The organism is Streptosporangium sp. NPDC048047, from assembly GCF_040653115.1.
Lineage (GTDB): Bacteria > Actinomycetota > Actinomycetes > Streptosporangiales > Streptosporangiaceae > Streptosporangium.
The window spans coordinates 58,767-84,487 of the sequence record NZ_JBEZNH010000008.1; the positions used below are offsets into that span (position 1 = coordinate 58,767).

At 73.8% G+C, this 25,721-nt stretch carries 26 protein-coding genes and 1 pseudogene; 16 read left to right on the forward strand and 11 right to left on the reverse strand.

Annotated elements, in window-relative coordinates; all coding sequences use genetic code 11:
* Window positions 1–72: 72 nt before the first annotated feature.
* Together AB0D67_RS09630 and AB0D67_RS09635 are read right to left on the reverse strand one after the other, a co-directional pair.
* Window positions 73–3,246, reverse strand: coding sequence for a BTAD domain-containing putative transcriptional regulator (locus AB0D67_RS09630; protein WP_362931829.1), 3,174 nt, complete (start codon window positions 3,244–3,246; stop codon window positions 73–75).
* Window positions 3,203–4,630, reverse strand: a complete 1,428-nt coding sequence (locus AB0D67_RS09635; RefSeq protein WP_362931831.1) for an MFS transporter — start codon at window positions 4,628–4,630, stop codon at window positions 3,203–3,205. Before AB0D67_RS09635 ends, AB0D67_RS09630 begins: the two co-directional genes overlap by 44 nt.
* Before the next feature lie 134 nt (window positions 4,631–4,764).
* On the opposite strand from AB0D67_RS09635, the gene AB0D67_RS09640 reads away from it, so the two are divergent.
* Entirely contained in the window at window positions 4,765–5,700 is a 936-nt protein-coding gene (locus AB0D67_RS09640) for a LysR family transcriptional regulator (RefSeq protein ID WP_362931833.1), read from the forward strand.
* A 60-nt stretch (window positions 5,701–5,760) separates the two neighbouring features.
* Here AB0D67_RS09640 and AB0D67_RS09645 read toward each other — a convergent pair whose 3' ends face one another.
* Window positions 5,761–6,891, reverse strand: a complete 1,131-nt coding sequence (locus AB0D67_RS09645; protein ID WP_362931835.1) for a hypothetical protein — start codon at window positions 6,889–6,891, stop codon at window positions 5,761–5,763.
* 134 nt (window positions 6,892–7,025) lie between these two features.
* On the opposite strand from AB0D67_RS09645, the gene AB0D67_RS09650 reads away from it, so the two are divergent.
* The 4 genes from AB0D67_RS09650 (at window position 7,026) to AB0D67_RS09665 (ending at window position 10,126) form a co-directional block, all read left to right on the forward strand.
* Window positions 7,026–7,511, forward strand: a complete 486-nt coding sequence (locus tag AB0D67_RS09650) for a GNAT family N-acetyltransferase (protein WP_362931837.1) — start codon at window positions 7,026–7,028, stop codon at window positions 7,509–7,511.
* A 118-nt stretch (window positions 7,512–7,629) separates the two neighbouring features.
* Window positions 7,630–8,403, forward strand: a complete 774-nt coding sequence (locus AB0D67_RS09655) for an alpha/beta hydrolase (RefSeq protein WP_362931839.1) — start codon at window positions 7,630–7,632, stop codon at window positions 8,401–8,403.
* Window positions 8,404–8,495: 92 nt separating this feature from the next.
* Window positions 8,496–9,716 (forward strand): SpoIIE family protein phosphatase, encoded by a 1,221-nt coding sequence (locus tag AB0D67_RS09660; RefSeq protein WP_362931841.1) that lies wholly within the window; start codon window positions 8,496–8,498, stop codon window positions 9,714–9,716.
* Window positions 9,713–10,126: an STAS domain-containing protein gene (locus AB0D67_RS09665; protein ID WP_362931843.1), complete on the forward strand. Its 414-nt coding sequence runs from the start codon at window positions 9,713–9,715 to the stop codon at window positions 10,124–10,126. Before AB0D67_RS09660 ends, AB0D67_RS09665 begins: the two co-directional genes overlap by 4 nt.
* A gap of 86 nt (window positions 10,127–10,212) precedes the next feature.
* Here AB0D67_RS09665 and AB0D67_RS09670 read toward each other — a convergent pair whose 3' ends face one another.
* From AB0D67_RS09670 to AB0D67_RS09680, 3 genes are all read right to left on the reverse strand, one after another.
* Window positions 10,213–11,157 carry a cytochrome c oxidase assembly protein gene (locus tag AB0D67_RS09670; protein ID WP_362931845.1) on the reverse strand — a complete coding sequence of 315 codons (945 nt, stop codon included), beginning with the start codon at window positions 11,155–11,157 and terminating at the stop codon, window positions 10,213–10,215.
* Complete coding sequence (locus AB0D67_RS09675) at window positions 11,154–11,708, reverse strand: DUF2243 domain-containing protein (RefSeq protein ID WP_362931847.1); 555 nt, start codon at window positions 11,706–11,708, stop codon at window positions 11,154–11,156. Before AB0D67_RS09675 ends, AB0D67_RS09670 begins: the two co-directional genes overlap by 4 nt.
* A 424-nt stretch (window positions 11,709–12,132) precedes the next feature.
* Window positions 12,133–12,987 carry a LysR family transcriptional regulator gene (locus AB0D67_RS09680; RefSeq protein WP_362931849.1) on the reverse strand — a complete coding sequence of 285 codons (855 nt, stop codon included), beginning with the start codon at window positions 12,985–12,987 and terminating at the stop codon, window positions 12,133–12,135.
* Window positions 12,988–13,080: 93 nt separating this feature from the next.
* Here AB0D67_RS09680 and AB0D67_RS09685 point away from each other — a divergent pair, with 93 nt between their 5' ends.
* A complete protein-coding gene (locus AB0D67_RS09685; protein ID WP_362931851.1) occupies window positions 13,081–13,818 on the forward strand; it encodes an SDR family oxidoreductase in 738 nt (245 codons plus the stop codon).
* Window positions 13,819–14,022: 204 nt separating this feature from the next.
* On the opposite strand, the gene AB0D67_RS09690 is transcribed toward AB0D67_RS09685, so the two are convergent.
* The gene (locus AB0D67_RS09690; protein ID WP_362931853.1) at window positions 14,023–14,910 is read right to left on the reverse strand and encodes a LysR family transcriptional regulator; all 888 of its coding nucleotides are present in this window, start codon (window positions 14,908–14,910) and stop codon (window positions 14,023–14,025) included.
* Window positions 14,911–15,044: 134 nt separating this feature from the next.
* Here AB0D67_RS09690 and AB0D67_RS09695 point away from each other — a divergent pair, with 134 nt between their 5' ends.
* Entirely contained in the window at window positions 15,045–15,740 is a 696-nt protein-coding gene (locus AB0D67_RS09695; RefSeq protein ID WP_362931855.1) for an alpha/beta fold hydrolase, read from the forward strand.
* Between the two features lie 203 nt (window positions 15,741–15,943).
* Here AB0D67_RS09695 and AB0D67_RS09700 read toward each other — a convergent pair whose 3' ends face one another.
* A complete protein-coding gene (locus AB0D67_RS09700; RefSeq protein WP_362931857.1) occupies window positions 15,944–17,080 on the reverse strand; it encodes a hypothetical protein in 1,137 nt (378 codons plus the stop codon).
* 268 nt (window positions 17,081–17,348) lie between these two features.
* Window positions 17,349–17,993, reverse strand: coding sequence for a flavin reductase family protein (locus AB0D67_RS09705; protein WP_362931859.1), 645 nt, complete (start codon window positions 17,991–17,993; stop codon window positions 17,349–17,351).
* A gap of 297 nt (window positions 17,994–18,290) precedes the next feature.
* Here AB0D67_RS09705 and AB0D67_RS09710 point away from each other — a divergent pair, with 297 nt between their 5' ends.
* From AB0D67_RS09710 to AB0D67_RS09720, 3 genes are all read left to right on the forward strand, one after another.
* Entirely contained in the window at window positions 18,291–18,920 is a 630-nt protein-coding gene (locus AB0D67_RS09710) for a DUF899 family protein (protein WP_362931861.1), read from the forward strand.
* 138 nt (window positions 18,921–19,058) lie between these two features.
* Window positions 19,059–19,412 (forward strand): YciI family protein, encoded by a 354-nt coding sequence (locus AB0D67_RS09715; RefSeq protein WP_362931863.1) that lies wholly within the window; start codon window positions 19,059–19,061, stop codon window positions 19,410–19,412.
* A 131-nt stretch (window positions 19,413–19,543) separates the two neighbouring features.
* Window positions 19,544–20,830 carry a DUF6596 domain-containing protein gene (locus tag AB0D67_RS09720; protein ID WP_362931865.1) on the forward strand — a complete coding sequence of 429 codons (1,287 nt, stop codon included), beginning with the start codon at window positions 19,544–19,546 and terminating at the stop codon, window positions 20,828–20,830.
* 102 nt (window positions 20,831–20,932) lie between these two features.
* Here AB0D67_RS09720 and AB0D67_RS09725 read toward each other — a convergent pair.
* Window positions 20,933–21,355, reverse strand: a pseudogene (locus AB0D67_RS09725) (alpha/beta hydrolase); the annotation flags it as partial.
* Between the two features lie 3 nt (window positions 21,356–21,358).
* On the opposite strand from AB0D67_RS09725, the gene AB0D67_RS09730 reads away from it, so the two are divergent.
* The 3 genes from AB0D67_RS09730 to AB0D67_RS09740 are packed head-to-tail and all read left to right on the forward strand — an operon-like array spanning window position 21,359 to window position 22,671.
* Window positions 21,359–21,844, forward strand: coding sequence for a bacterial transcriptional activator domain-containing protein (locus AB0D67_RS09730; RefSeq protein ID WP_362932106.1), 486 nt, complete (start codon window positions 21,359–21,361; stop codon window positions 21,842–21,844).
* Window positions 21,845–21,859: 15 nt separating this feature from the next.
* Window positions 21,860–22,414 carry a substrate-binding domain-containing protein gene (locus AB0D67_RS09735; RefSeq protein WP_362931867.1) on the forward strand — a complete coding sequence of 185 codons (555 nt, stop codon included), beginning with the start codon at window positions 21,860–21,862 and terminating at the stop codon, window positions 22,412–22,414.
* A 41-nt stretch (window positions 22,415–22,455) separates the two neighbouring features.
* Window positions 22,456–22,671, forward strand: coding sequence for a DUF4158 domain-containing protein (locus tag AB0D67_RS09740; protein ID WP_362931869.1), 216 nt, complete (start codon window positions 22,456–22,458; stop codon window positions 22,669–22,671).
* On the opposite strand, the gene AB0D67_RS09745 is transcribed toward AB0D67_RS09740, so the two are convergent.
* Complete coding sequence (locus tag AB0D67_RS09745; protein WP_362931871.1) at window positions 22,658–23,659, reverse strand: tyrosine-type recombinase/integrase; 1,002 nt, start codon at window positions 23,657–23,659, stop codon at window positions 22,658–22,660. The genes AB0D67_RS09740 and AB0D67_RS09745 overlap by 14 nt on opposite strands.
* 152 nt (window positions 23,660–23,811) lie before the next feature.
* Here AB0D67_RS09745 and AB0D67_RS09750 point away from each other — a divergent pair, with 152 nt between their 5' ends.
* The 3 genes from AB0D67_RS09750 to AB0D67_RS09760 all read left to right on the forward strand — a co-directional run bounded on the left by AB0D67_RS09750 (window position 23,812) and on the right by AB0D67_RS09760 (window position 25,633).
* Window positions 23,812–24,864, forward strand: a complete 1,053-nt coding sequence (locus AB0D67_RS09750; RefSeq protein WP_362931873.1) for an STAS domain-containing protein — start codon at window positions 23,812–23,814, stop codon at window positions 24,862–24,864.
* On the forward strand, window positions 24,861–25,115 hold the full coding sequence (locus AB0D67_RS09755) for a hypothetical protein (RefSeq protein WP_362931875.1): 255 nt from the start codon (window positions 24,861–24,863) through the stop codon (window positions 25,113–25,115). The genes AB0D67_RS09750 and AB0D67_RS09755 overlap by 4 nt, the downstream gene beginning before the upstream one ends.
* Window positions 25,116–25,234: 119 nt before the next feature.
* A complete protein-coding gene (locus AB0D67_RS09760) occupies window positions 25,235–25,633 on the forward strand; it encodes an MmcQ/YjbR family DNA-binding protein (protein ID WP_239128398.1) in 399 nt (132 codons plus the stop codon).
* Window positions 25,634–25,721 lie beyond the last annotated feature (88 nt).

Consider the following 25,721-nt stretch of genomic DNA (forward strand, 5'->3'; position numbering starts at 1 on the left):
CGCCGCCCCGCGCCGGACCCGGTCGCCGCAGGGGCCCCGGCGGCGTCCGCGCCGCCGACCGGCGCGCGACGCTCACGGACCGAGGGCGGTCTCGGCCAGCTCGCGCCAATCGCGCCGCCGCCCGTCGCGGATCGCCTCGGCGAACGCGGTCCCGCCGAGGCGGCTCCGTGCCTCCCCGGCGATCCTGGAGGCGTCCGGCTGCGAGAGATCCGGGGTGCCGCGTACGGCGTCGCTCGCCGCGAGCAGCCGCGCGGCCCGCTCGTGGTCCCCCCGGCGCAGCGCGAGATCCGCGATCCCGACCAGCACCCCGGCGATCGCCGGCGGATACCCCGTCTCCGCGGTCGCGCGGAGCGCCTCGCTCCAGTGCGCGCGGGCCTCGTCGAGATCCTCGATGAGGTGGCCGTACAGGCCCGAGGCCCTGACGCGGAGCCAGACGTCCGATTCCCCGTCGTCGCCCAGCACCGCCCTGGCCTCCGCCAGATGCCGTCGCGCCTGCTCCGGCTCGCCGCGCCAGCGGGCCAGCTGCGCCTTCGAAAGCGCCAGCTCCGCGAGCACGTACGCGTCCGGCCAGGCGATCCCGTCCGCGCACCGCTGCGCCTCGGCCATGGCGGAGGCGCAGGCCCGCTCATCGCCGAGCAGCCAGCACAGCTGGGCCTGCCGCGCCCGCAGGCCGACCACGTCCTCGGCCGCGCCGACCTCGGTCAGCGCCACGGCCGCCTCCTCGTAGTGCTCGCACGCGCGCGCGAACTCACCGCGCATGGCGAGCCGGTCGGCCAGGAAGGTCAGCGCCAGCGAGATCCCCGACCGTTCTCCCAGCGCGCGGAACTCGGCGAGGGCGATCCCGGCGTCGGCGTCCACGCCGGTCTCGTCGCCGCCGTGGGTGAGCCGCAGCCGGCCGCGCGTGAGCCTGGCCTGCGCGCGCACCCACGGATCGTCGCCGGCGATGAGCGGCTCGAACGCGGGCAGGAACTCCGCCGGCTCCCGCAGCATCCGCTCCAGCGGCGCGACGAACCCCAGCAGCGGGTTGCGATGCCCGCCGCGAAGGGTGAGCCGGTGCGCCCGCAGGATCCACTCCCGCGCCCGGTACTGGTCGCGGCCGGGCCCGGAGGTCGCGAACACCGTCACCAGGAGGTACGCCATCGCCCGCACCTCGTCGGGCACCTCGCCGGGCGCCTCGTCGGGCAGTGAGGCCGCCGCGACGCTCAACTCGGCGCCCTCGGTCCGGTACCCGCTGAGGAACCAGTACCAGCCCGCCGCGGTGACCAGCCGCATCGCCTCCCCCGCCCATCCGGCGGCGATCGCCCGGCGCAGGGCCGCACCGATGTTGTCGTGCTCGGTTCTCAACACGGCCAGCCACTCCAGCTGCCCGGCCCGGCGCAGATGCGGCTCGGCCGTCTCGGCCAGTCCGGTGAAGTGGGCGAGGTGCGCCCGGTGCGCCCGCTCGGTCTCCCCGGCTTCGGCGAGCCGGTGCGCCGCGTACTCCCCGATGGTGTCGAGCAGCCGGTAGCGCGGCGCGCCGTCGCCGCCGGCGATCAGCAGCGACTTCTCGGCCAGCGCGGTCAGCAGGTCGAACACCTGCTCCCCGCCGGACACGCCGTCCCCGCACACCCGTTCGGCCGCCTCCAGGCTCGCCCCGCCGGAGAACACCGAGAGCCGCCGCAGCACGCGGCGTTCGGCCTCGGTCAGCAGATCCCAGCTCCAGTCCACGACCGCGCGCAGCGTCCTGTGCCGGGGAAGCGCCGTACGGCTGCCGCCGGTCAGCAGGCGGAACCGGTCGTCGAGCCGGTGCGCCAGCTGGTCGACGGACATGGTGCGCAGCCGCGCCGCGGCCAGTTCGATCGCCAGCGGCATCCCGTCGAGAGCCCGGCAGATCCGAGCCATGGCCGACAGGGTGCCCGCACCCGTGCCGATGTCCTGGCGCACCAGACCCGCACGGTCCAGCAGTAGCCGCACCGCGGGCGAGGACCCGGCCTCGGAGGGGTCCGCTCCCTCGGCGGGCGACGCGAGCGGTTCGACCTGCCACAGCACCTCCCCGGTGATGCCGAGCGGTTCCCTGCTCGTGGCGAGGATCCGCAGCCTCCGGCACTCCCCCAGGAGCCGGTCCGCGAAGGCCGCGGCGGCCTCGATCACGTGCTCGCAGTTGTCGAGGATCAGCAGGGTCGCGCGCTCGCGGAGCGCGGCGGCGAGCCGGTCCGCCGGTTCCCCGCCCCGCGCGCCGCCGAGCAGGCCCTGGTCGCGCAGGCCGATCGCGGTGAGCGCGGCCTGCGCCAGGTCGCCGTCCGCCCGCACCGGGGCCAGCTCGACCAGCCACGCCCCGTCCGGCAGCCCGGCGAGCATCGTCCGGGCGGTCTCCGCGGCCAGCCTGGTCTTGCCGGAGCCGCCCGGCCCCGTCAGGGTGACCAGCCGGTGCCCGCGGACGAGGGCGGCGACCGCGGAGACGTCGTCGTCCCTGCCGACGAAACTCGTCAGCTCGGCGCGCAGGTTCGTCCCGCGGTTCTCCGTACGCCCGCCCGGCTCGCCCGGCTCGCCACGGAGCAGCGCGACGTGCAGGGCGGAGAGCCCGGCCGACGGGTCGGCGCCCAGTTCCTCGGCGAGCCGCTCGCGCGTCCGCCGGTACACGGCCAGCGCCTCGGCCGTGCGCCCCGCCTCGGCGAGCGCCCGCATCAGGGCCGCTGCGAACCCCTCCCGCAGCGGATACGCGGCGACCAGCCCGGTCAGCTCGGAGACCAGCTCCGGACCGCGGCCGAGGCGGAGGTCCGCCTCCACCCGATCCCCCAGCGCGGCGACACGGAGCTCCTCCAGGCGCGCGACCGCGGCGTCGAACGCGTCGCTGTCACGCGGCGCGATGTCCGCCATGGCCGTGCCGCGCCACAGCGCGAGGGCCGAGCGCAGCAGCTCCGCCCGCGCCGCGGGCCCGGCGGCGCGGGCCAGGCCGGTCAGGTGCTCGAACCGGCACACGTCCACGGCGTCGGGGTCGGCGACCAGCCGGTACCCGCCGGAGTCCGCCTCGATCACACCGTCCGGCAGCGCCCTGCGCAGCCTGGACACCAGCGCCTGCAGGGCGTTCGCCTCGTCCGCGGGCGGCCGCCGCCCCCAGATCCAGTCGACCAGCCTCGCCCGCGTGACGACCCGGCCCGGTTCGAGGGCGAGTACGGCCAGCAGCGCGCGCAGCCGGACCCCGGGGACCTCCACCACGGTCCCGTCACCGTTCCGGACCTCGAACGGTCCCAGCAGCCCGACTCGCACGACTGAGATTGTCCCGCATATCGGCCACCGTCCCCGGGCTCCGGGAGCCGTCCTCCGGAGCGGAGCGGCCCCGGCCCCGGCCCCGGCCCGACGAGAGTCCCCGGTGGTCCGGCCGCCGAGGAGGCGATGACGGCGCCGCGGGCCCGCATGCCGGCGACGGCTCCGGTTCAGCGGGAAGCGTCGCGGCGCGGCGGGGAAGCAGCAGTGGGGTCGCCAGCAGGAGCACGCCTGCCAGGCCGATGGCCGTGCGCGGGCCGAGCAGGCCGCCCAGCACTCCCCAGACGGCCGTCAAGAGAGCGGTCGAGGCTCTGGTCGTCACCGTCCAGGCGGACAGCACGCGGGTGACCCGGCCGGTCGCGGTGCGCTCCAGACGGTAGGCGGCGCAGACGGGGTTGAAGACCCCGCAGCAGAGGATGAGCCCGAGTTCGACGCCCATCACCAGCAGCAGCCCCCCGGTGCCCGGCCCCGTGAAGGCCAGGCCGACGGGCCAGAGCGCGCGCAGCGTACCGGTCACGGCCAGGACCGGGCGTTGCCCGAACCGGGAGACGAGCGGGCGGGCCAGCCGCGAGCCGAGCAGTCCGCCGATCGCGGGCGCGGCGAAGGCGAGGCCGTACTGCCACGGCGCGAACCCGAGCTCGCCGAGCATCAGGACGGCGAGCAGCGCGTCGATGGCCATCACCAGGCCGTTGAACAGGGCGATGTTGAGGAACAGCGGGCGCAGCACCGGGTCGGCGAGGATGTACCGCCAGCCGTCGAGCAGGTCCCCGGCTCGCATGCGCGTGGCCTCCCGGCGTTCGGGCGGCGGCTCGTGAGCGCCGATCGCACGGATGCCCAGGGCCGAGAGCAGGTAGCTGACCGCGTCGGCCGTCACCGTCGCCACCGGGCCGAGGAGCCCGATCGCGGCCCCGCCCAGCGGCGGCCCGATGATCGTGGTCGTCCAGGAGGTGGCCTCGAACCGGGCGTTGGCGACGAGCAGGTCCCCCGATGGCAGCAGCGTCTTCAGGTACGCGCCGGAGGCGGCGCGGAAGGTGATGTCGGCCGCCACGGTGACGACCGAGACCAGCAGGAGCTGGACGAAGGAGAGCACACCGAACGCGAACGCGGCGGGGATCGTCAGCAGCGTCGCGAACCGCAGCAGGTCCATCCCGATCAGCACCGGCCGCTTGCGGCGGAACTCCACCCACGGGCCGAGCGGCACCGCCACGGCCGCGCCCGCCGCCGCTCCCAGGGAGGACAGCGCCGCGACCTCCGCCGGTCCGGCGTGCAGCACCTGGACCGCGATCAGCGGAAACGCGCCGAAGGCGAGCCACGTGCCGAGGGCACTGGTCCCGTACGCTCCCCAGAGCCACCCGAACCGCCGCCCCAGCCGATGCCCTTCCCGCATGCCCGACGCCCCTCGTCTCTCGTCCGTACAACCGATCCGTGATCGAGAAGCATCAAAGCGAGCATCGTTCCTGGGATCAAACAACCGAAAGGCCACCCGGATACAACCGATGGTTGTGTCCGTAGGGTGTCCGCATGGATCTCGACACCGTCCGGACCTTCGTCGCCGCCGCCGACGCGGGGCGGTTCCAGGAGGCCGCCGCCGAGCTGGCGGTCACCCAGCAGGCCGTCTCCAAGCGCATCGCCGCACTGGAACGCGACCTCGGCGTGCGGCTGTTCACCCGCACGCCGCGCGGCGCCGAGCTCACCATCGACGGGCAGGCGTTCCTGCCCCACGCCCGGGAGCTGCTGCGCGCCGCCGACCGGGCCGTCGCGTCGGTGCGCGCCGGCAGCCGTCCGCTGCGCGTCGACGTGATCACCTCACGCAGCGCGCAGTCGGGCCTGATGCGTGGCTTCCACCGCGCGCACCCCGAGATCGAACTCGACGTGGTGATGCTGTTCGACATCGAGAGGGCCGTCGCCGCCATCCGGTCCGGTGCGATCGACGCGTCCTTCCGCGCCGTCGCCGCGCCCGGCCGGCCCCTTCCCGAGGGCGTCGAGTCCGTCCGGGTGATCGACGAGCCGCTCCAGCTCCTCGTCGGCCCCGGCCACGCGCTGGCGGCCGCCCGGTCGGTGCCCCTCGCCCGGCTCGCCGGGCACCGGATCTGGATGCCCGGCGTCGTCCCCGGCACCGAGTGGGCCGCCTACTACGACGACCTCGTCGCCGAGTTCGGCCTCACCATCGAGGTGACCGGCCCCAACTTCGGCTCCGACGCGCTCCTCGACACCGTCGCCGACACCCCGGCCCTGGCCACCTTCATGGGCGGGCAGACCCGCCTCGTCTGGCCCGCCGGCCACGGCCTGCGCCGGATCCCGGTGACCGACCCCACGCCCGTCTACCCGCACTCGCTCCTGTGGCACCGCGACAACCCCCACCCCGCGCTGGCCGTCCTCCGCGCCCACCTCGCGGCCACGGCGGCCGGCCACGGCGCCGCCGGGACCTGGGTGCCGGACTGGGCGATCCCGCGCTGAGCGCCGCCGCCCCTGGGGGACCGGAGTCTCCGGGCCTCCAGGGGCCCCGCCGTGCCGGCGCTATCCGGCGGCGCGTAGTTCGGCGGTGACCGCCCGCTCCCGCAGCGCCGCGGCCTCGGCCTGCAACGCCTCGATCCGCTCGCGCAGGTCCGCGGTCCTCATCTGCTCCAGGGCCAGCCGGGTGCGGGCCTCGTCCCGCTCCGCGCGGGCCTGGGCGACCTCGTCCGCGGCCCGGTCGCCGGCCTCGGCCGCCCGGCGCGCCGCCCGCTTCTCGGCGTCGGCCGCCCGGCGTTCCGCGCGGGTCGTCCTGATCCTGGCCTCGGACGCCTCGGCCTGGGCCTTGGCCCGCGCCCGCGCCTCCTCGTCGGCGCGGGCCAGCGCCCGGTCCCGCTCCGCCTCCAGCATCCGGGCGCGGGCCTCGGCGGCGGCGACGGCCCGTTCGGCCGCGGCCCGCGCCTCCTGCGCCTCCTCGGCCGCCCGCCGGGCCAGGTCGCGCTCGGCGTGCGCCCGCCCGGCCAGCTCCCGCTCGTGCGCGGCGCCCGCCTGCGCCTGCCGGGCCGCGGTCTCGGCCGCCTCCACCCGTTCCGCCATCTCCCGCACGCCCGTGTCCATGGCGGCCTCGGCCCGCTCGGCCCGCCGCCTGGCCTGCTGCTCGGCGTTCCTGGCCAGGCGTTCGGTGGCGGCGGCCTCGTGCAGCGCGGCCAGGGCCTGCTCCCGGGCGGTCTCGGCGTCGGCCAGCGCGGTGTCGCGCTCGGCGTTGGCCTCCTCCACCTGCCGCACCATGGCGTCGCGCTCGCGCCGGGCGTGACCGGCGGCCTCGCGGGCCAGCCGTACCTGCTCCAGCGCCTGCTCGCGCTCGGCGTGGGCGAGCGCCACCCGGGTGTGCGCCTCGGCCTGCACGGCGCTGAGCCTGGCCTCCACCCCGGCCGGGCTCAGCTCGTCGGACAGGGCCTGGGCCAGCGGGGCGATCGCCGCCGCCATGCCCTTCTCCATGCGGTCGTACAGCTCCTCGGCCCGAGCCAGCGCGCCCTCCAGGCCCGGCACGGCCCGCTTCAGCTCCCGCTCCCGTTTGGCCATCGCCTGGCAGCCCCCCTGCGGGCAGTAGGCCCGGGGGCGGCCCCGCCCGGGGCGCTGCTCGATCGGCGCACCGCAGTGCCTGCATGCCGTCACCACGCCCGCGTCCTTGACCACCGGACGAGCGTAGCCTTTTCCAATTTCCAGAAATAAAAAAACAGTAATTCGTTCATGGGCGTGTCGTGGTGCTCGCCCGCCGGGCACGTCCCTGAGACCATCCGTCCGGTGGGGCGTGGTGGTTGGATGTCCGCATGATCGTGCGTGATGTCCGCCCCGAGGAGATGAAGAGCGCCGGAGAGCTCCGGGTCGCCGCCTACGACGCGCAGGGGCTGCTGGACGCCAGCCCCGGCTACGCCGCCACCCTGCGCGTCCTGGGCGCCGACGGCCCCGGCGAGGTACTGGTCGCGGCGGAGGAGGACCGGCTGCTGGGCACGGTCATGTTCGAGCCCCGGCACGAGGGCAGCGAGGTGGCGCGCGACCCCGGAGAAGGTGAGATCAGGGCGCTGGCCGTGGCGCCGGACGCCCGCGGGCGGGGCGTCGGCCGCGCGCTGGTGCGGGCCGCCATCGACCTCGCGGCCCGCCGGGGCGTCGGGCTCCTGCTGCTGTCGACGCAACCGGCGATGACGACCGCCCGGCGGCTGTACCTCTCGGAGGGCTTCCGCCGCCTCCCCGAACGCGACTGGCGGCCCGTCCCCTCCCTCACGCTGCTGGCCTACGGCCTCGACCTGCCCCGCTGACCCCGGTCTCACCGCGTCCCGGTCTCACCGCGCTCTGGTCTCACCGCGTCCCGCGGAGAAGCCGTGGCGCGGTGAGAGGATGGGCGGTGTGAACGTTGCGAAACGGAACAATGTGACGGTGACCGGCCAGAGGGGCGCGCCGACGGTCATGCTGGCGCACGGGTTCGGCTGCGACCAGAACATGTGGCGGCTGGTCGTGCCCGCCCTCGCCGAGCACTTCGAGGTGGTGCTGTTCGACTACGTGGGGGCGGGGCGCTCCGACCTGTCGGCGTGGCACGAGGAGCGGTACGCGTCGCTGGACGGTTACGCCCGCGACGTCGTGGAGATCTGCCGGGAGCTGGACCTGCGGGACGTGACGTTCGTGGGTCACTCGGTCAGCGCGATGATCGGCGTGCTGGCCGCGGCGCGGGAGCCCGGCCGCTTCGCCCGCCTCGTCCTGGTCACCCCCTCCCCCCGTTACATCGACGACGGCGACTACCGCGGCGGGTTCAGCGAGGCCGACATCGAGGAGCTGCTGGAGTCCCTGGACGCCAACTACCTGGGCTGGTCGGCGACGATGGCTCCGCTGATCATGGGAAACCCCGACCGCCCGGAGCTGGCCCGGGAGCTGACCGGCAGCTTCTGCGCCACCGACCCCGACATCGCCCGCGTCTTCGCCCACGCCACGTTCCTGTCCGACAACCGCGCCGACCTGGCGGCGGTCACCGTACCGACCCTGATCCTGGAGTGCACGCAGGACTTCATCGCCCCGCGCGAGGTCGGCGCCTACGTCCACGCGGCGATCCCCGGCAGCACGCTGGTCACCCTCGACGCCACCGGCCACTGCCCGCAGCTGAGCGCCCCCGAGGCGACGGCCCAGGCCATCCTCTCCTTCGCCGGGGCCGCCCGGTGATGTCCCGGACCGAGCAGGAACCGGAGCAGAACGGCGGCGACGGTAGCCTGACGCAGGACGCGGCTTTCACGGCCCTTCTGGAGGACAGCGCCGTGGACCTGTACGAGAACGCTCCGTGCGGCTATCTCTCCACTCTCCTGGACGGGAAGATAGCCAAGATCAACGAAACCCTGCTGGCCTGGCTCGGATACACCCGCGAGCAGGTGGTGGGCCGCATGAGCTTCACCGACCTGCTCACCGTCGGCGGCAGGCTCTATCACGAGACCCACTACGCCCCCCTGCTGCGCATGCGGGGGGAGATCAGCGGCATCGCCTTCGACCTCAAGGCCGCCGACGGCTCCCGCCTGCCGGTCCTCGTCACCTCCACCGTCACGACCGGCACCGACGGTCAGCCCCTGCTGATCCGCACCAGCGTCTTCGACGCCCGCGATCGCCGCGCCTACGAGACCGAGCTGCTGCGGGCCCGCAAGGAGGCCGAGAAGGCCCGCCGGGAGGCGGAGCAGGCCCAGCGGGAGGCCGAGGAGGCCCGTCTCCGGGCCGAACGGGAACGCGAGCGGCTCCAGAACGTGCTCGCGACCCTCCAGCTCAGCCTGCTTCCCCCCGTCCTGCCGGAGATCCCCGGACTGGAGACCTCCGCGCACTACCACACCGCCTCCCCCGACCGCCTGGGCGGCGACTTCTACGACCTGTTCTCCCTGGGCGACGGGCGCTGGGGCTTCTTCCTCGGCGACGTGTGCGGCAAGGGCCCGGCCGCGGCGGCGATGACCTCGCTGACCCGATACTCCCTGCGCGCCGCGGCGGTCCACAACTCCGACCCGGTCACGGTGCTGACCACGCTCAACACCGTTCTGCTGGAGCGCTACACCGGCCAGCCCCGCTTCTGCACGGTCGTGTTCGGGATCCTCGAACCGGAGGGGAAGGGCTTCACCCTCACCCTGGCCAGCGGGGGGCACCCCCCGGCGCTGCTGCTGCGGGCCGGCGGGGGCGCCGAGTACCTGCCCACCCCGGGCGGCGTGCTCGTCGGCGTGCTGCCCCGCCCGCCGTTCACCCGCACCAGTACGGTGCTCTCCCCCGGCGACACCGTGCTGATGTACACCGACGGCCTCACCGAGGCCCGCGTCGACTCCAGCCGGGCCCTCTTCGGCGACGGAGCGCTGCTCGACTTCGCCGCCCGGCTTGCCCCCGCGACGGCCGGGGACACGATCACCGCGGTCACCGCCCTGCTGCACGGCTTCGGCGAGGGCCTGGACGACGACACCGCGACCATGGCCTTCAGCGTGCCCGCCCTCGGCGCGACCGGGAAACCGGCGTGAACGGCCTGACCGTCGGCGTCCGCGCCTTCCCGGCCGGGACGGTCCTGGAGGTGGCCGGGGATCTCGACTTCGCCACCGCCGGCGGGTTCCACGACGTGCTCCCGCGCCTCGTCCTGCGTCCCGGGCAACGGCTGGTCATCGACCTGAGCGGGCTGACGTTCTGTGACTCCACCGGGATCACCGCCTTCCTGGCCGCCCGCAACGTCGCCCTGGACGCCGGGGCCGACGTCGTGCTGGCGGCCGTCCCCGCCCCCACCCTGCGTGTCCTGGGCATCATCGGCCTCGACCAGGTGCTTCCCGTCCACCCGGACGCCGCAGCGGCCGGTGTCCCCGCCGCCCCGGCGCCCGGCCCGCCGGTCCGCGAGACCGATCCCCCCGGGGCCGTGGCGCGGACGGCCCCGGAGACGTGACGGCGAGGCCCGCGTGAGGCCCCCGGTCGCCGTGTGAGGTCCTCGGCCGCCAGGTGAGGTCCCGGGCCATGTGCGGGGCCTCGGGCTCACGGCGCCGATACGGCCGGCGCGGCCGGTTCGGGCGTGGGGCGGCTCCGCGGGGCGACGCGCGGCCGGGCGGGCCGCCAGGTCGTCACCAGCGCCAGGGCCAGCAGCAGCTCGGCGATGTCGCCGCCGTAGTACATGATCTCCGCGGCGCCCCGTAGTTCCGGCCCGGGGGCGGTCACGCCGACGGACAGGCCGGCGTACATCAGCTGCGACAGCGTGGCATGGGCGGCGATCGACACGCCCAGCACGACCAGCCGCCTGGGCACCGGGGGGCGCCGCGGCGCCGGGTCCGGCCCGGCGATCACCCAGGTGAACAGGCAGCCCGCCAGCACGAGGTGCAGGTGGACGAGCGAGTGCATCAACGGGTCGGCGTGGGAGAGGCCGTACAGGGGAGTGAGGTACAGCGCGGCCATGCCGCCGGCGTTCAGTGTGAGCGCCACCCACGGGTCGGCCAGCACGTGCGCGGGGCGGCTGCGCAGCACGGCGGTGACGCGGCGGGCGCGGGCGGCGGGCAGCGACCGCAGCAGCAGCGTCACCGGGGCGCCCAGCACCAGTCCCAGCGGGGCGAGCATCGCGATGAGCAGGTGCTGCAGCATGTGCCCGCGGAAGTCGGTCCCGGCGAACGCGGCGACCGGCCCGGTCAGGCCCGCGGTGAGCAGCGCGGCGCCCACGGTGAAGGCCGCCGTGCGCCACGGGCTCCACCCCCTGGGCTCGCGCCGCCGCAGCGCCGCCATCGCCAGGTAGGCCGCCAGCAGTACGGCGACGCCCGCCGCCGGCAGCGCGCCGGAGAGCCCGCCGTGGTGGTGTGCCTCGTGTGCCAGGAGCGGGACGTCGCCGGCCCGCCGGGTGAGGAGGTCCGCGACGGCGACGGATGTCGCGTGCGATCCGGAGGCTCCGGCGGAGGTCACAGTGGAGACCACAGTGGAGATCACGGTGGAGGTCACGGGGCCGCCGTGGTGGTGCGCGGGGTGTCGCGGCAGAGGTCCACCGCCGGGCCGCCGCGCTGCAGCAGCCAGCCGCCGGCCATCAGCAGGACGCCCAGCAGCAGGAAACCGAGGTCCCACCAGAGCTGGTAGGCATCGGTGCGCACATGGTGGATGCCCAGGATGTGGTGGTCGACGACGCCCTCGACGAGGTTGAACAGCCCCCACCCGAACAGGATCCAGCCCCACAGCATCCGCGAGCCCCACACCCGGCCGCGGGAGTGGGTGACCCGCGCGTGCAGCAGGCTCAGGCCCACCAGCACCGCCAGCCAGCAGAACACGTGGAAGAAGCCGTCCCACAGCGTGTTCATCCGCAGGCCCGGAACCGTGTTCGGCGGGTAGTACCCGACCCCGATGTTGTCGGTGTCCGTGCTGGTCAGCATGTGGTGCCACTGCAGGATCTGGTGCAGGAGGATCCCGTCGACGAACCCTCCGAGCCCGACCCCGAGGAGCGTGCCCGGCAGGACGATCTCCCGTCTCGTCGCCACCGTTCCGGCCGTGGTGTCTGTCATGTGCGAACCTCCTCGTCCGTCCCGCCCGGTACCGCCGCCTCGTCCGTCCGGGACGAGGCGGCGGCCCACCGGTACCTGCCGCCGATCCGGGTGAATATGTCCGCGCTCCCCCGCCATGGCGGGGAGGACGGGAGAACGGGCCGCGAAAAGCCCGGAACGGATCGAATGGTAGATCTCTGGATCACTGCGGTGAGGTGCGGAAACGCCGCCGCGGGCGGTCCTTGGCCCGGCCCTTACCCGGGTGCGGCCTGGTCTGGACGAGGGTCGAGGGGCATCGGGGCGAACCCCGGAGCCCGGCGCTCACCCGCGCCTGGGAACGCCCCGTGCCGGGCTTGTGCGGCGGCGGGGTGCGGGGCCGGCGCTCAGGCGGTGCGCCGTCGGGATGACGGCGGCGATGGAGGCGGTGTCGGAGGCAGGGAGGGGGTCACAGCCGGGTGGCCGTGCGGATCAGCCCGGCGAGGGCGAGGGAACGGCTGTGCGCGGGCCAGACGATGTGGGTGACGACGGGGGGCGCGTCGGTCAGGGGGACGGCGGCGTGCTCGGCCCACAGCCAGGCGCGGGCGGAGTCGGGGATGACGGCCGCCGTGCGTCCGAGGGCGATCAGCTGGGCCAGCTGCGTCTGGTCCCGGATCTCGGGTCCGGGACCGGGCGGGTAGGCGCCGTCACGGGCCCAGCGGGCGAGTGGAAGGCCGGGGATGTCGCTGATCTCGGCCATGGACAGGGTCCCGCGCGCGGTGAGGGGGTGCCCGGCGGGCAGGATGGCGACCTGCCCCTCGGTCAGTAGTTCCTCGCTGTCGAACCCGGCGAGGGAGTTGAACGGCGTGTGCATGAGCGCCACGTCGGCGCGGCCGTCGCGCAGCAGCTCCCCCTGCTCGCAGATGCCGCTCGGCAGCACCTCGATCTCGGCGGCACCGGGCTCGGCCGCGTAGGCGGCGAGGAGCTTCTGCAGCAGCTCGTGGGACGCGGCGGCCTTCACCGTCAGCACCAGCCGGTCACGGGGGCCGCCGGGGTCGCCGGCGCGGCGGGCGCGGCGCGCGGCGGCGGTGACCGCGTCGAGGGCCGCACGGCCCTCGTGCAGCAGCACCTCTCCGGCGCCGGTCAGGGAGACGCCGCGGCGGTCGCGCTCCAGCAGGGAGACGCCGAGGCGGCGTTCGAGCCGCTGGATCGCCCGGGACAGCGGCGGCTGGGCCATGCCGAGGCGCTCGGCGGCGCGGCCGAAGTGCAGCTCCTCCGCGACGGCCACGAAGTACCTCAGCTCGCGGGTCTCCAGGGTGTCCACGGCCACACCATACCCGGGTGATACCCGCCGGGTATCACAGGGCACCGCACCGGTGTTGGATGCGCCGCTCACCCGTGAGCGAGCATCGGCGGCATGAGCGAAACGAAGATCGCGCTGGTGACCGGCGCGAACAAGGGGATCGGATACGAGATCGCGGCCGGGCTGGGCGCCCTCGGCTACAGCGTGGGCGTGGGGGCGCGCGACGAGGCCCGGCGGGAGTCCGCCGTCGGGAAGCTGCGCGCCGCCGGGGCCGACGCGTTCGGGGTGCCCCTGGACGTGACCGGCGACCGGAGCGCCGCCGACGCCGCGGAACTGATCGAACGGCGGGCCGGACGCCTGGACGTCCTGGTCAACAACGCCGGTATCTCAGGGGAGATGGAGCCGGGGTGGGTGCAGGACCCGACCAGGCTCGACCTCGACCTGGTCCGCCGGGTCGTGGAGACCAACGTCATCGGTGTCATCCGGGTGACGAACGCGATGCTGCCGCTGCTGCGGCGCTCGGCGTCACCGCGCATCGTCAACGTCTCCAGTGCCGTCGCCTCCCTGACGCGGCAGGCGGACCCGGACATCGAGATCGGCCCCGTCATGGCGGCCTACGCGCCGTCGAAGTCGTTCCTCAACGCCGTCACCGTGCAGTACGCCCGGCATCTCGCCGACACGGACATCCTGATCAACGCCGCCTGTCCCGGCCTGGTCGCGACCGACTTCACCGGCTTCCAGGGACCCCGTACCCCCGAGCAGGGCGCGGCCACCGCGATCCGGCTCGCCACGCTGCCCGACGGCGGCCCGACCGGTTCGTTCTTCGAGGACGACGGCGTCATCCCCTGGTGACTCCGGAGGCCGCGACCCGCGCCGCCCCGGACGACGGCTGTTCCTCAGCGAGAGCACCATCGGCAGGTACACCACCTCCATGTTCGACGAGCCCGGCATCACCGACGACGACGGCGACCACCGCGTCCTCGCCGTCCTCACCTGCCTGAACGGGTCCTGACACGCTTCCCGGGACCCGCCTCCGGCCGGTGACGGGAACGGTGGTCAGCCGGCGGCGGGAACGGCGAACGCCCGGCGGGCGTGTGTGAGCAGCTCGCGCACCGCGGGGTTGGACGTGTCCTTCCACACCAGGACGAGCAGGGCCGGCGTCTCGACGTCGTCGAGGGGCAGGGTGACGAGCCTGTCGCGGTGGTCCTCGGTCATCGAGGCGCTGAGCACGGCGACGGCCAGCCCGCGGGCGGCGAGGCCGGCGACGGCGTCGGGGGCGCTCGCCTGCAGCGTGACCGCGGCCTCAAGGCCGCGCGCGGCGCAGGCGCGGTCGAACACGGTGCGCACGCCGGTGCCGGACGGCATGCACGCGATCGGGTACGCGCACAGCTCGGCCAGGGACACCCGCCGCCGTTCCGCCAGGGCGTGGTCCGCCGGGACCGCCGCGACGAGCCGTTCGCTGACCACCGTCAGCGTCTCCAGCCCCTCGGGGAGGGCGGCCGTCCCGGCGAGGGCCAGGTCGAGGGCGCCGGTGCGCACCCCCTCCACGAGCCGGTCGGAGCCGTCCTCCAGCAGCGAGACCTCCACACCGGGGTGGGCCCGGTGGAACGCGGCCAGCGCCTCGAACAGCGGCGTGACGGTGCAGCCGACCACCATCCCGGCGGTGAGCCGTCCCTGGAGGAGGCCGGTCACCTCACCCACCGCCCGGCCGGTCGCCCCGGCGGCGGCGAGCGCGGCGCGGGCGTGTCCGAGCGCCGCCTCGCCGGCGACGGTGAGGGTGGCGACGCGGGCCGATCGGTCGAACAGCTCGGCGCCCAGCTCGCGCTCCAGCCGGCGGATCTGGGCGCTGACACCGGACTGGCTGATGTGCACCCGCTCGGCGGCACGGGTGAAGCTCCGCTCCTCGGCGACGGCGACGAAGTACTCCAGCTGGCGCAACTCCATAAGCAGTGATTCTAGTTCCGAGAAGAACCATCTGTTGGACTTCTGGAAGGAGGCCGTCCAGGCTTGGAGGCGCCGGCGGTCCGCGCCGGTTCCCGGACCGATCCGCCGATCCCGGCGATCCAAGGAGCACGACCATGGCGACCTTCGTCCTCGTCCCCGGCATGTGCCACGGCGGCTGGAGCTACCGGCCCCTCACCGAACGGCTGCGCCGGCACGGCCACGAGGTGTACCCGCTGACGCTGACCGGGGTCGGCGAACGCGCCCACCTGCTGGACGCCGGGGTGAACCTGGAGACCCACATCGTGGACGTGACCGCCGTGCTGGAGGCCGAGGAGATCGACGACGCGGTGCTGGTCGGCCACAGCTACGGCGGCATGGTCGTCACCGGGGTCGCCGACCGCGTCCCGGACCGGGTGGACTCCCTGGTGTACCTGGACGCCGTCGTGCCGGGGGACGGCGAATCCTGCTGGGACCTCGTCCCCGCCTGGGAGCGCGAGTGGTACCTCGACGTGACGGAGGCCGGGTACGCGACCCGGCCGCTGCCGTTCTTCGACCCGCGCGCCACACCCCACCCCCTCGCCTCGCTGCTCCAGCCGATCCGGCTGGCCGGCGACCTCTCACGGTTCCGGCGCAGGGACTACGTGTACGCCACCGAGTGGGACCGCGAGTCGCCGTTCGCCCCCGTCTACCGGCGGCTGAGCGAGGACCCGTCGTGGACGACGCACGCGCTCGCCGCCCGGCACAACCTCATGCGGGACGCGCCCGACGACCTGCTGAAGATCCTGCTCGACGTCGCCCGCTCCGCCTCGGGCTCCGGCACACCCGTTTGAGCCGCACCGGACGGGTAGGCCACCACGGTCGCGGACCGTCGGAGGGAGACGTCATGGAACCGACCTGGATCATCGCCGTCATCGGCATCGTGATCGCGCTCGTCATCGCCTACAGGATCGAGCGGAGCAGGCGCGGGAGCCGGCGAAGGTGACGGGCCGGCGGCCCCGGGCCCTCACCGCCGCCCGGCGTGGCGGAGGCCCGGCTACCGGGGCCGGGTCACGTAGGTGACCGTCGCCGGACGGACGACCCGGGTCGCGCCGTCATAGCAGGCGTGCAGGGTGAGCACGCCCGTCACGGACTTCGTCCAGAGACCGGTCAGGTTGCAGAACTCCGCCCCGGAGCCGAACGCGGTGACCTGGACGTTGCCCATGTGCCCGTACTGCGCGTCGATGTCGCCGAAGGCGACCCGCCTCAGCCCGGTCCCGTACCCGCTGATCTGCAGGCCCCCGGGTACCGAGTTGTGACTCACCGGGTACGGCGTCGGAACGTAGGGGCTCGCGGTGCCGGGGGCGTTGTCGAAGGTGTAGGCGAACGCCGGGTACGGCGCGACGGGCGCCCAGACGACGGCGCTCTCCCGGTGGTAGGTCAGGTTCCACCCGGTGTTCAGCGGGGCGCCGGCGGCGTCGTGACAGCGCACCACGATGTTCTGCGCGGCCGTCGTCGCGGTCCAGCCGCCCACCTTGCAGCGCGCCGGAACGGCCGGGTCGACCGCGGTGACCTGGATGCTCCCGGCCAGGCCCGCCGAGCCGAGCCCCGGCAGGGTGACCCGCCACAGGCCCGGGGACGTCCCCGGCGTCACGGTGTTCACGGGGGCGGGGGCCGGGGAGCCGAACCGCGCGGAGTTGAACTGCGTGGCCACGGCGGAGCCGTCCCAGCGCACGTACCCCAGCGCCTGGCGCGGCATCGGGCTCGGATACCCGCCGCCGTACCCGAAGACCACGGAGAACCACGGGGTGACCGGGCCGACGCCGTACCGCTGGCACCGCACCGCCACGATCAGGTCGTCACCCGACGGCCACTGGTTCTGGACCTGGCACCAGTCGGCGGAGGAGGAGATCGCCGTGACGTGGGCCACTCCCCCGCCCGCCGCGCCGAACTGCGGGAACCTCACGAGCACCTGGCCGGGATCTCCGGAGACGGCCTCGGCCGCGAGCCCGGAGGCCCACGTGCCGAACTGGTAGTAGACGGTCGGGGCGGAGCCGCCCCCGACGACGGCCCACGCCCAGCGGGGCAGGTCGGCCGCGGCTGACACGGTTGATACGGCGGGCACGGTGAGTCCGGCCGCGACCAGGGCGGCGGCGCAGAGCGTGCGGGCGATCGCCTTCCACAACCGGCGCATGACGTCGTCCTCCATCCGCGGCGGGGCGGTGTCCGTGAGCGGGTACGGCTCGTACGGTCCCCGGCCCCTTGATAACCCGCCGCGGGACCGCCGGGAAGGCCCAACCTGTCCGGTGGGCCTCTTCTCGCCCCTGCGGGAAGCCCAGCCTGGACGCCAAACCCGAGACCCCGGCGAGCGTCCGGACTCCGCCCCGCGGGCCCCCGGCCCCTAAGCGGTCGCGCCCGCCTTTCAGGAACGCGGCGGCCTCCTCCTCGCCCGGCTCCGGCTCCTAAGCGGTCGCGTCCGCGCGCCGGAGGTCGTGGGGCATCTCCCAGCCCTCGGCGAGCCGGGAGGGGTGGAGGTTGTCCCCGCCACCGAAGAACTCGCAGAACTTCATGATGAGCGGGTCCCACCCGACCGGGTCGATGTGGTCCGTCCCCGGAATGACCAGATCCTCCTCGACGTGGACCCGCACGACCTCGACCTGGAAGGCGGTGGCGTGCGGTTCGGGGACGCCGAAGGGATGGACCCCGATGACCCGGCACTCCAGCTGGACCGGGCACTCGGCGACCCGGGGCGCCCGCACCAGGTCCGCCGGCTGTTCGGTCAGCCCCGCGACGCCGAACTTGTCCGGCTCGTACCGGTAGCCCTGCCGTGCCTTGTGCGGCGGCACCGTCCGCGTCCCGGTGGTCATCGCGAGCCGGTCGACGGCGTCGACCATCGCCGAAGAGGGCAGGTTGAGCACGCACTCGCGCTCGCGCAGCAGGTTCGCCGTCGTCTGTGCGCTGTTCCCCAGGCCCAGCATGCAGCACTCCCCCAGCCACCACGCCGAGGACATCGGCGCGAGGTTGGCGGTGCCGTCCTCGTTGCGGGAGCCGATGAGCACCACGGGCGTGCCGAAGTACATCACTTTCAAATCGAGGGGCTTGTGCACTGACGAGTCCTTCTGCGAGTTCTGTCCGGTCCGGGCGGACCCCACTATGCGGACATCCGTCCCCGGACCGCTGGCGGCGATCGGACGTCGTTCTCCGGAGACCACGGCGTTCTCCGGAACCCGGCCCGTACGGTCTCCGGAGCCGGGCCCGTACGGTCTCCGGAGCCGGGCCCGTACGGCGGGCGTCCGGCACCGCTCACGAGGCGACCGGCCGCGCGGCCGCGCCGGGATCGCCCCCGCCGGTCCGCGATTCCGCCGGTTCGCGATTCTGTCGGTCCCTCAGGGCATCATCGGCCGATGGAGAAACCGGAGATCGTCTCGGCCGAGGAGTGGCGGCGGGCCCGCGAGGACCTGCTCAAGGCCGAGAAGGAGGCCACCCGGGCGCTGGACGCGCTGGCCGCGCGGCGCCGCCGTCTGCCGATGGTCAGGTTCGGCGGCGAATACGCCTTCGACACGCCGGCAGGCCCGAAGACCCTGCTCGACCTGTTCGAGGGCCGGCGGCAACTGGTCGTCTACCAGTTCATGGACAACGGGCCCGACCACTACTGCCCCGGATGCACGGGCTTCACGAACAACGTCCCGGTGGCGGCGCTGGCCGGGCTGGCCGACCGCGATGTCACCTGGGTGACCGTGTCGAACATGCCGCTCGCCCAGATCGAGGCGTACAAGGCGCGGATGGGCTGGACGCTGCCGTTCGTGTCCTCTCGCGGCACGTCGTTCTCCGACGACTGCGGCGCCGGCGGCGGGTTCATGCTCAGTGTGTTCCTGCGCGACGGCGACGAGGTCTACCGGACCTACGGCACCACGGCCCGCGGCGTGGACCGGCTCGTCTTCCTGCACAGCGTCCTCGACCTGACCCCGTACGGCCGGCAGGAGGACTGGGAGGACTCCCCGCCCGGCTGGCCGCAGCACCCCACCTATGGTTAAGGACACCGGACCACCGAGAAACGGTCTGGGAAAAATCCGGGAGGCGTGTCGATACGCCCGGGTCCCGTTCGTCGTCATCACGTACGGCGAGCCCGCCGTACGAGAACCATGATGACCACGAGAACGGGAAGTTCCGCGATGAAGTACATGCTGCTGATCTACAGTGCCGCGACGACCGACGGCGACGTCGAGTCGGCCGAGGGGCCGTCCTTCGAGGACTGGATGGTCTACGACAAGGCCGTCAGGGAGTCGGGGGCCTACGTCAGCGGGCACGCGCTGGCCGACCTGACCACCGCCACGAGGGTCCGGGTCGACGCCTCGGGTGAGCGGTCCGTCACCACGGACGGGCCGTTCGCCGAGGCGCGGGAGATCCTCGGCGGCTACTACGTCCTCGACGTGCCCGATCTCGACGTCGCGCTCGACTGGGCCGCCCGCTGCCCCGGCGCGCGGGCCGGGTCGATGGTGGTGCGGCCGATCGCCGAGTTCGACTGACGACGGTGGAGGAGCGAGCAGCCGGCGGGGACCCCGCGCCGTCGGCTCCCGACGGCCTCGAGGGCCCCGCGGAATCCGAGGGTCCGGAGACGTCCGGTGACCTCGGGGGTCCCGGCGGGCCGGGGAAACCCGTGGAGCCGGTGGGGGCGTCGGTGGAGGCGGTGTTCCGGGAGGAGCACGGCCGGTTGCTCGCCGCCCTCGTCCGCCGCTTCGGCGACCTCGACCTGGCCGAGGAGGTCGCCTCCGAGGCGGTCGAGGCGGCGCTGATCCACTGGCCGGCCGAGGGTGTGCCCGACAGGCCCGGGGCCTGGCTGATGACGACGGCGCGGCGTCGTGCCGTCGACCGGCTGCGGCGCGACCGGGCCTACGCCGCCCGGCTGGCGATCCTGCAGGTGGAGGCCGACCGGGCCGGTCCCGCCGCGCCCGCGGACCCGGGCGGTGACGGCGACCTGCCCGACGAGCGGCTGCAGTTGTTCTTCACCTGCGCCCACCCGGCTCTCGCCGCCGAGGACCGGGTGGCGCTGACGCTGCGCTGCCTGGCCGGGCTGGCGACGCCCGAGGTCGCGCGGGCCTTCCTCGTCCCGCCCGCGACGATGGCCCAGCGGATCGTGCGGGCGAAGAAGAAGATCCGCCAGGCCCGCATCCCGTTCCGCGTGCCCGGCGCGGACGAGTTGCCGCGGCGGCTGCCGGGGGTCCTCGGAGTCATCTACTCGATCTTCACCGAGGGGTACGCGGCCAGCTCCGGTCCAGACCTGCAACGGCTCGACCTGGCCGAGGAGGCCATCCGGCTGACGCGGATCCTGCGCCGGCTGCTGCCCGCCGAGCGGGAGGTCGCCGGGCTGCTCGGGCTGATGCTGCTGGTCCACGCGCGGCGCGAGGCCCGCACCGGCCCGGACGGCGGGGTCGTGCTGCTCGACGACCAGGACCGCGGCCGGTGGGACCGGGCGATGATCGAGGAGGGCGGCGGCCTGGTGGTCGCCGCGCTGAGCGGCGGCCCGCCCGGCCCGTACGGCGTGCAGGCCGCGATCGCCGCCCTGCACGACGAGGCCGCCGACGTCGCGACCACTGACTGGCCGCAGATCGTGGCGCTCTACGACGTGCTGCTCGCTCTCGCGCCGTCCCCGGTCGCGGCGCTGAACCGGGCGGTGGCGGTGGCGATGCGCGACGGCCCGGAGGCCGGTCTGGCGCTGCTGGACGGGCTGGCCGGCGAGCCGCTGCTGCGTGCCTACCACCCCTATCCGGCGGCTCGCGCCGACCTGCTGCGCCGGCTCGGCCGCCTCGGGGAGGCCGCGGCGGCCTACCGGGAGGCGCTCGCGCTGGCCGGGACCGAGCCGGAACGGGCCCACCTACGGCGCAGGCTGGAGAAGGTCCTCCTCCCCGGAACGACCGGCCTGTCAGGCCCATCCGGGGTCGCGTGACGTCCAGGACCGCATGACGTCCGGGGCGTGCGATGTCCGGGCCGCGTGGCCCCGCCGTACGGCCACCGCCTGCGCCCGCCTCGCCGTACGACGGGGCGGTTCTCAACGGGTGAGCAGGTCCCGCAGGGCCGCGGCGACCTCGGCGGGGGCCTCCTCGGCCATGAAGTGGCCGTGGGTGACGGTGACGTGCCGCAGGTCGGCCGCCCAGGCGCCCCACAGCGCGGCGGCGTCGTAGCCGAGGGCGGCGCCCCAGTCCTGCTGGAGCACGGCCACCGGCATCCGCAGCCGGTTCCCGGCCTCGCGGTCGGCCCGGTCGTGCTCGACGTCGATGCCGGCCGAGGCGCGGTAGTCGGCGACGATCGAGGGCACCGCGTCGCGGCAGGCGTCCAGGTAGGCGGCGCGGACGTCGGCGGGCACGGCTCCGGGGTCGCCCGTCCAGGCGTCGAGGAAGTGGCCGAAGAACGCGTCGGCGCTCGCGGCGATCATCCGCTCCGGCAGGCCGGGCGGCTGGGCCATCAGGAGGATTCGGTGACCGCCGCCGCGGCGCTGCCTCCCGCCGAGGCGGCGGCATGGCTGGGAGAGGCGCTGGACCGATGGCGCGGACCCGCCTACGCCGAGTTCGCCGACGAGGACTGGACCCGCGCCGAACGCTCCCGTCTGGCTGAGCTGCGGGTGCCACCGGAATACGGCAGAAACGGGCCGCGACTCAAGGTGACGGCTGGTCAGACAGTTGGAGCGGTGCTTGTGCCGCCTACCTGCCACCCGGCGTTGGTCCTCGCCAGTGAGCGCGACCAGCGCCCGTACCACCTCGTACAGGTCGGCGCGAAGGTAGGTCGCTGTGCTGCCCACGTCGTTGCGGCCGTTGTGCCCGATGTAGGCCCGGGCGACACAGTATCCGAAGTTGCGCTCGACCCAGGTGAGCGTCGTATGGCGCAGCCAATGGGCTGTCACCTGCTGCGCGGCCAACGCGCCATCGGCACCCTGCTCTTCGCCCGGAACAACCGAAATGTCTAACTCACGTCGGCCGGTGTGCGGCTGCGCGACGACCTGCGGAACAGCTTGGAACGGGCCCGGCAGTCTTCCCGGGCCGAAGCCGCCGTGCTGCGCCTGGGCATCTTCGGGTGGAACCTCGACGACCTGCGCCCCCTATTCGACGCCCTGGCCGAGCGCCGCCCGAACAGCGAGGTGCGGATCCGTGTCCTCACCTTCGCTGACCCCTTCGGTCCGTTGCGCGCCGGAGAGCTGGACGCGATGCTCCCGTGGCTGCCCATCCGCGAGCCCGACCTCACCGTTGGCCCCGTCATGTTCACCGAACCCATCGTGATGGCGATGTCCGCCACCGACCCCCTGGCCCAACAGGACTCGGTCTCCCTGGAGGCCCTCGCCGACCGGACGGTGATCGGCGGCGCCGCGCCGGACTACTGGCGCCACACCTTCATCCCCACCCACACCCCCAGCGGCCGACCGATCACCATCGGCCCGAAAGTCGCCAGCTTCGGCCAGGAGATCCCACTCCTGCTCACCGGCGAGGCCATCGCACCCGTGACGGGGTCTGACCGGTATTCCTGCGAGATTGAACGCTAAGGATTGATCTTGATGGTTCTGGGTCGATACGGTCGGGGCTCATGGCCATCGAGTACCTGTCGGATGAGCAGGTCGCGCGATACGGGCAGTTCGCCGGGGAGCCATCACCGCAGGAACTGGAGTCGTTTTTCCGGCTGGACGCTTCGGCGCTGGAGCGGGCGCGGCTCAAGCGGCGCCCGCACAACCGGCTGGGCTGGGCGGTTCAGTATGGAGCGCCGGGGCGAGCGTTGCTGAGGAGGCTGTTCAGTGGTCGGTGATGAGGGCGTCCAGGGCGGCGGCCTTGTCGGCTTCGGTGGGCAGGGCGTAGCGGCGGGTGGTGTCCAACGAGCCGTGTCCTAGCAGTTCGGCGACCAGGATGGGGTCCTTGCCGTCGCGGATGAGCTGGGTGGCGAAGGTGTGGCGCAGGACGTGCGGGCTGAAGGGCTCGGTGGGGTCGTCGTTGAGGCCGACGGCGTCGCCGAGGCCGGTGATGATGTCGCGGGCGGCGCGATCGCTCAGGCGGCCGCCGTGGTGGTTGAGGAACACCGCGCTGCTGTGGGCCCCTTTCCAGTCGGCGCGGGCTGTCAGCCAGCCGGCGATGGCCTGGCGCAGGTCGGGATGGACGGGCAGCAGGCGGATCTTGCCGCCGTCGCGGCCTTTGCCGCGGATGCGCAGCTCACCCTTGCGGGCTGACAGGCGCACGTCGGCCAGGTCGAGGCCGACGACTTCGGAGATGCGCAGGCCCGCGTAATACGGCAGCAGGGCGATGGCCTTGTCGCGCGGGGGCGCGGTGAGCTGGACGTGGCGGATGTAGCGGCGGGCGCGGCGGGCGTCCAGGGCGCGGGGAGCGGTGCGGCCGACGTCGCGCTCGCGGCGGGCCTGGGGCTTGCCGAGGCCGCGGCGGGCGTAGAAGTCGTCGATGGCCGACAGGTAGGTGTCGATGGTGTTGGGGGCGCGGCGGCCGTTCTTCAGGTGGCGGCGGAAGTCGCGTACCGCGCCGGTGGCCGCGATCGGGTCGGTGAGCGGGTCGCCGTCCAGGGCGCCGGCGTCGGTTTGGTCGGCCAGCCAGGCCAGGTAGCCGCGCAGCCGGGAGGTGTACTTGGTCTTGGTGGAGTTGGCCAGCGGGGAGCGCTCGAGCGCGGTGGCGTAGTCGGTGAGGATCGTCGCGTACGGGCCGGGGAGCGGGACGGCACGCGACCGGCTTGTGTTTCCGGAAGCTGGTCCGGCTGGTTCTGGGATCCCTGAGGGAGAGTTTCCGGAAGCCATGCGCCCATTCTACTTCCGGAATCGGAGGATTCCGGAAGTAGAGGGTAGAATGAAGACACCGAGGACTTCTCGAGCGTTGGCATTCAGGTCGGCGTCGCCCCCGGCGAACCACCACCGGCCCCTTCGCAGGGGCCTGGACGGGTCAGGCGACCATGACGCCGACACTTCTTTCTCAACCCACACCATTCAGCTCCACCTCGTCCGCAATCCCTCGGGCCGATTCCGCGCTGCGGCTCAGTCTTCACCCGATGCTTGACCGACGAGCCGCGGTGGACGGGACCTGGTGGCCCTACTCCCGCGACGCGGCCGCTGAGCTACCCGACCTCATCGCCGCCGTGGATCGGCTGCTCGGCCGGGTCACGCTCCGCGTCGGCCTGCATAGCGACGCGTGGCGATGCATCCCGCGCCGGATCCCGGCACGGGGGCGGCAGGTGCACATCGGCTGGTTCCACCATACCGACCCGCGTCTGATCACTCTGATCTTCGCGGCCGGCGAGCCGGTCGTCCTGCTGGTCGTCCCGCCGGACACCGCCGCCGCGCCTGCTGAGGCCACGCTCAGGCTCACCGCCCAGGACCTCACCGCCCAGGACACCGCCGGTTTGAGCGTCGTCGACGCTCGAACCGGCGCACATCTGCCGCCCGGCCCCGTTCCGCCTCTGCGCGGGACGGCCGCCGACGGCACGGCCCGCTGGGAGAACGAGGACGGCTCGGTCACCGACCAGAAGGCGTCCTTCTCACCAGACGGACGTCAGCGTCGGCGTGACCCGCGCGCCCTCTGCCCGCCGGAGCGGACAGTCCCAGGACTCGCCTGTCCTGACGGCGGACCGATCTCCGGCCGGCAGGCATCCCATCTCGTTCCGGCCTCTCCGAAGGAGAGTTCCATAACCGTCACCGACACCGCGCCACTCGGCATGGCCGACCGATCAAGGCCGACCATCGTTCACCTGTCCGGCGAGATCGACATCTTCACCAGTCCGGCGCTTCGCCGGCACCTGCTGAACACGCTGCACTCCAGCGCGAGCCTGCTCGTCCTCGACCTGTCGCAGGTGTCGTTCTGCGACGCCTGCGGCTTGGCCGTCCTGGTCGGCATCCAGCACCGCGCCCGGCTGATGGGCATCACCCTGGCCCTGAGGGCGCCCCGCCCGTTCATGTCCCGGCTGCTGCACATCACCGGCCTGGACCTCGGCCTGCCGATGGTGACGTGACCAGGGTGCGCACTCAGGCCCCGGCCCCGGCATACGACGGGCGATCTCCGTTCCCGCACGTCCAGCAGCGCCTCGGCCTCCGTGCCGGGCAGGTGGCGCTGACGGCCACGATCGTCATCGCGCCGTTCATCGCGCTGGGCACCGGCATCTGGCTGGCCTGGGGAAGAGGGATCACCCTCACCGACCTGCTAATGGCCGCCGTCTTCTACATCGTGACCGGGCTGGGGGTGACTGAACCGCGCCGGGATTGATGGAGCCAGCGTCGTCACCGAGCTGGGCCCGATAGTCCTATGAACGTCGGCGCGGCCCCGCCAACCCCGGAGACTGCTGATGTCCTACCCGGCGGGCAGGATGGGCGTGGGAGGTACAGATGAGCGACATCGCGGACGTTCCACCCGCCGTTGTGGGCCGGCTCCGGGTGATCTGCGGGGAGCTGCCCGAGGCGTACGAGGAGCCAGCGTGGATCGGCCTGCGGTGGCGGATTCGCCGGCGGACGTTCCTGCACGTCTACACCACCGACGAGAGGGGGTCGGCGTACATCGATATGGACGATCCGGCCATCCTGATGACCTTCCGGGCGCCGCCCGGGGAGTTGGCCGCGCTGGCGCATGCCGGCCCTCCGTTCTTCCGGGCCGACTGGGCTGTGAATGTCGTGGGAATGATGCTGGACGACGAGACGGACTGGGTCGAGGTAGCCGAGCTGGTGACGGACAGCTATCGCGTGCAGGCGCCCCGCCGCCTCGCGTTCCGGCTGAAGGCAGGTGGATGAACCGCCGGCTCCCCTTATCCAGGTTCGGTGCTGAGAAACATTCCTATTCACGGTGGGATAGGTCGGGTTGCCGCACTGGCCAGAGATA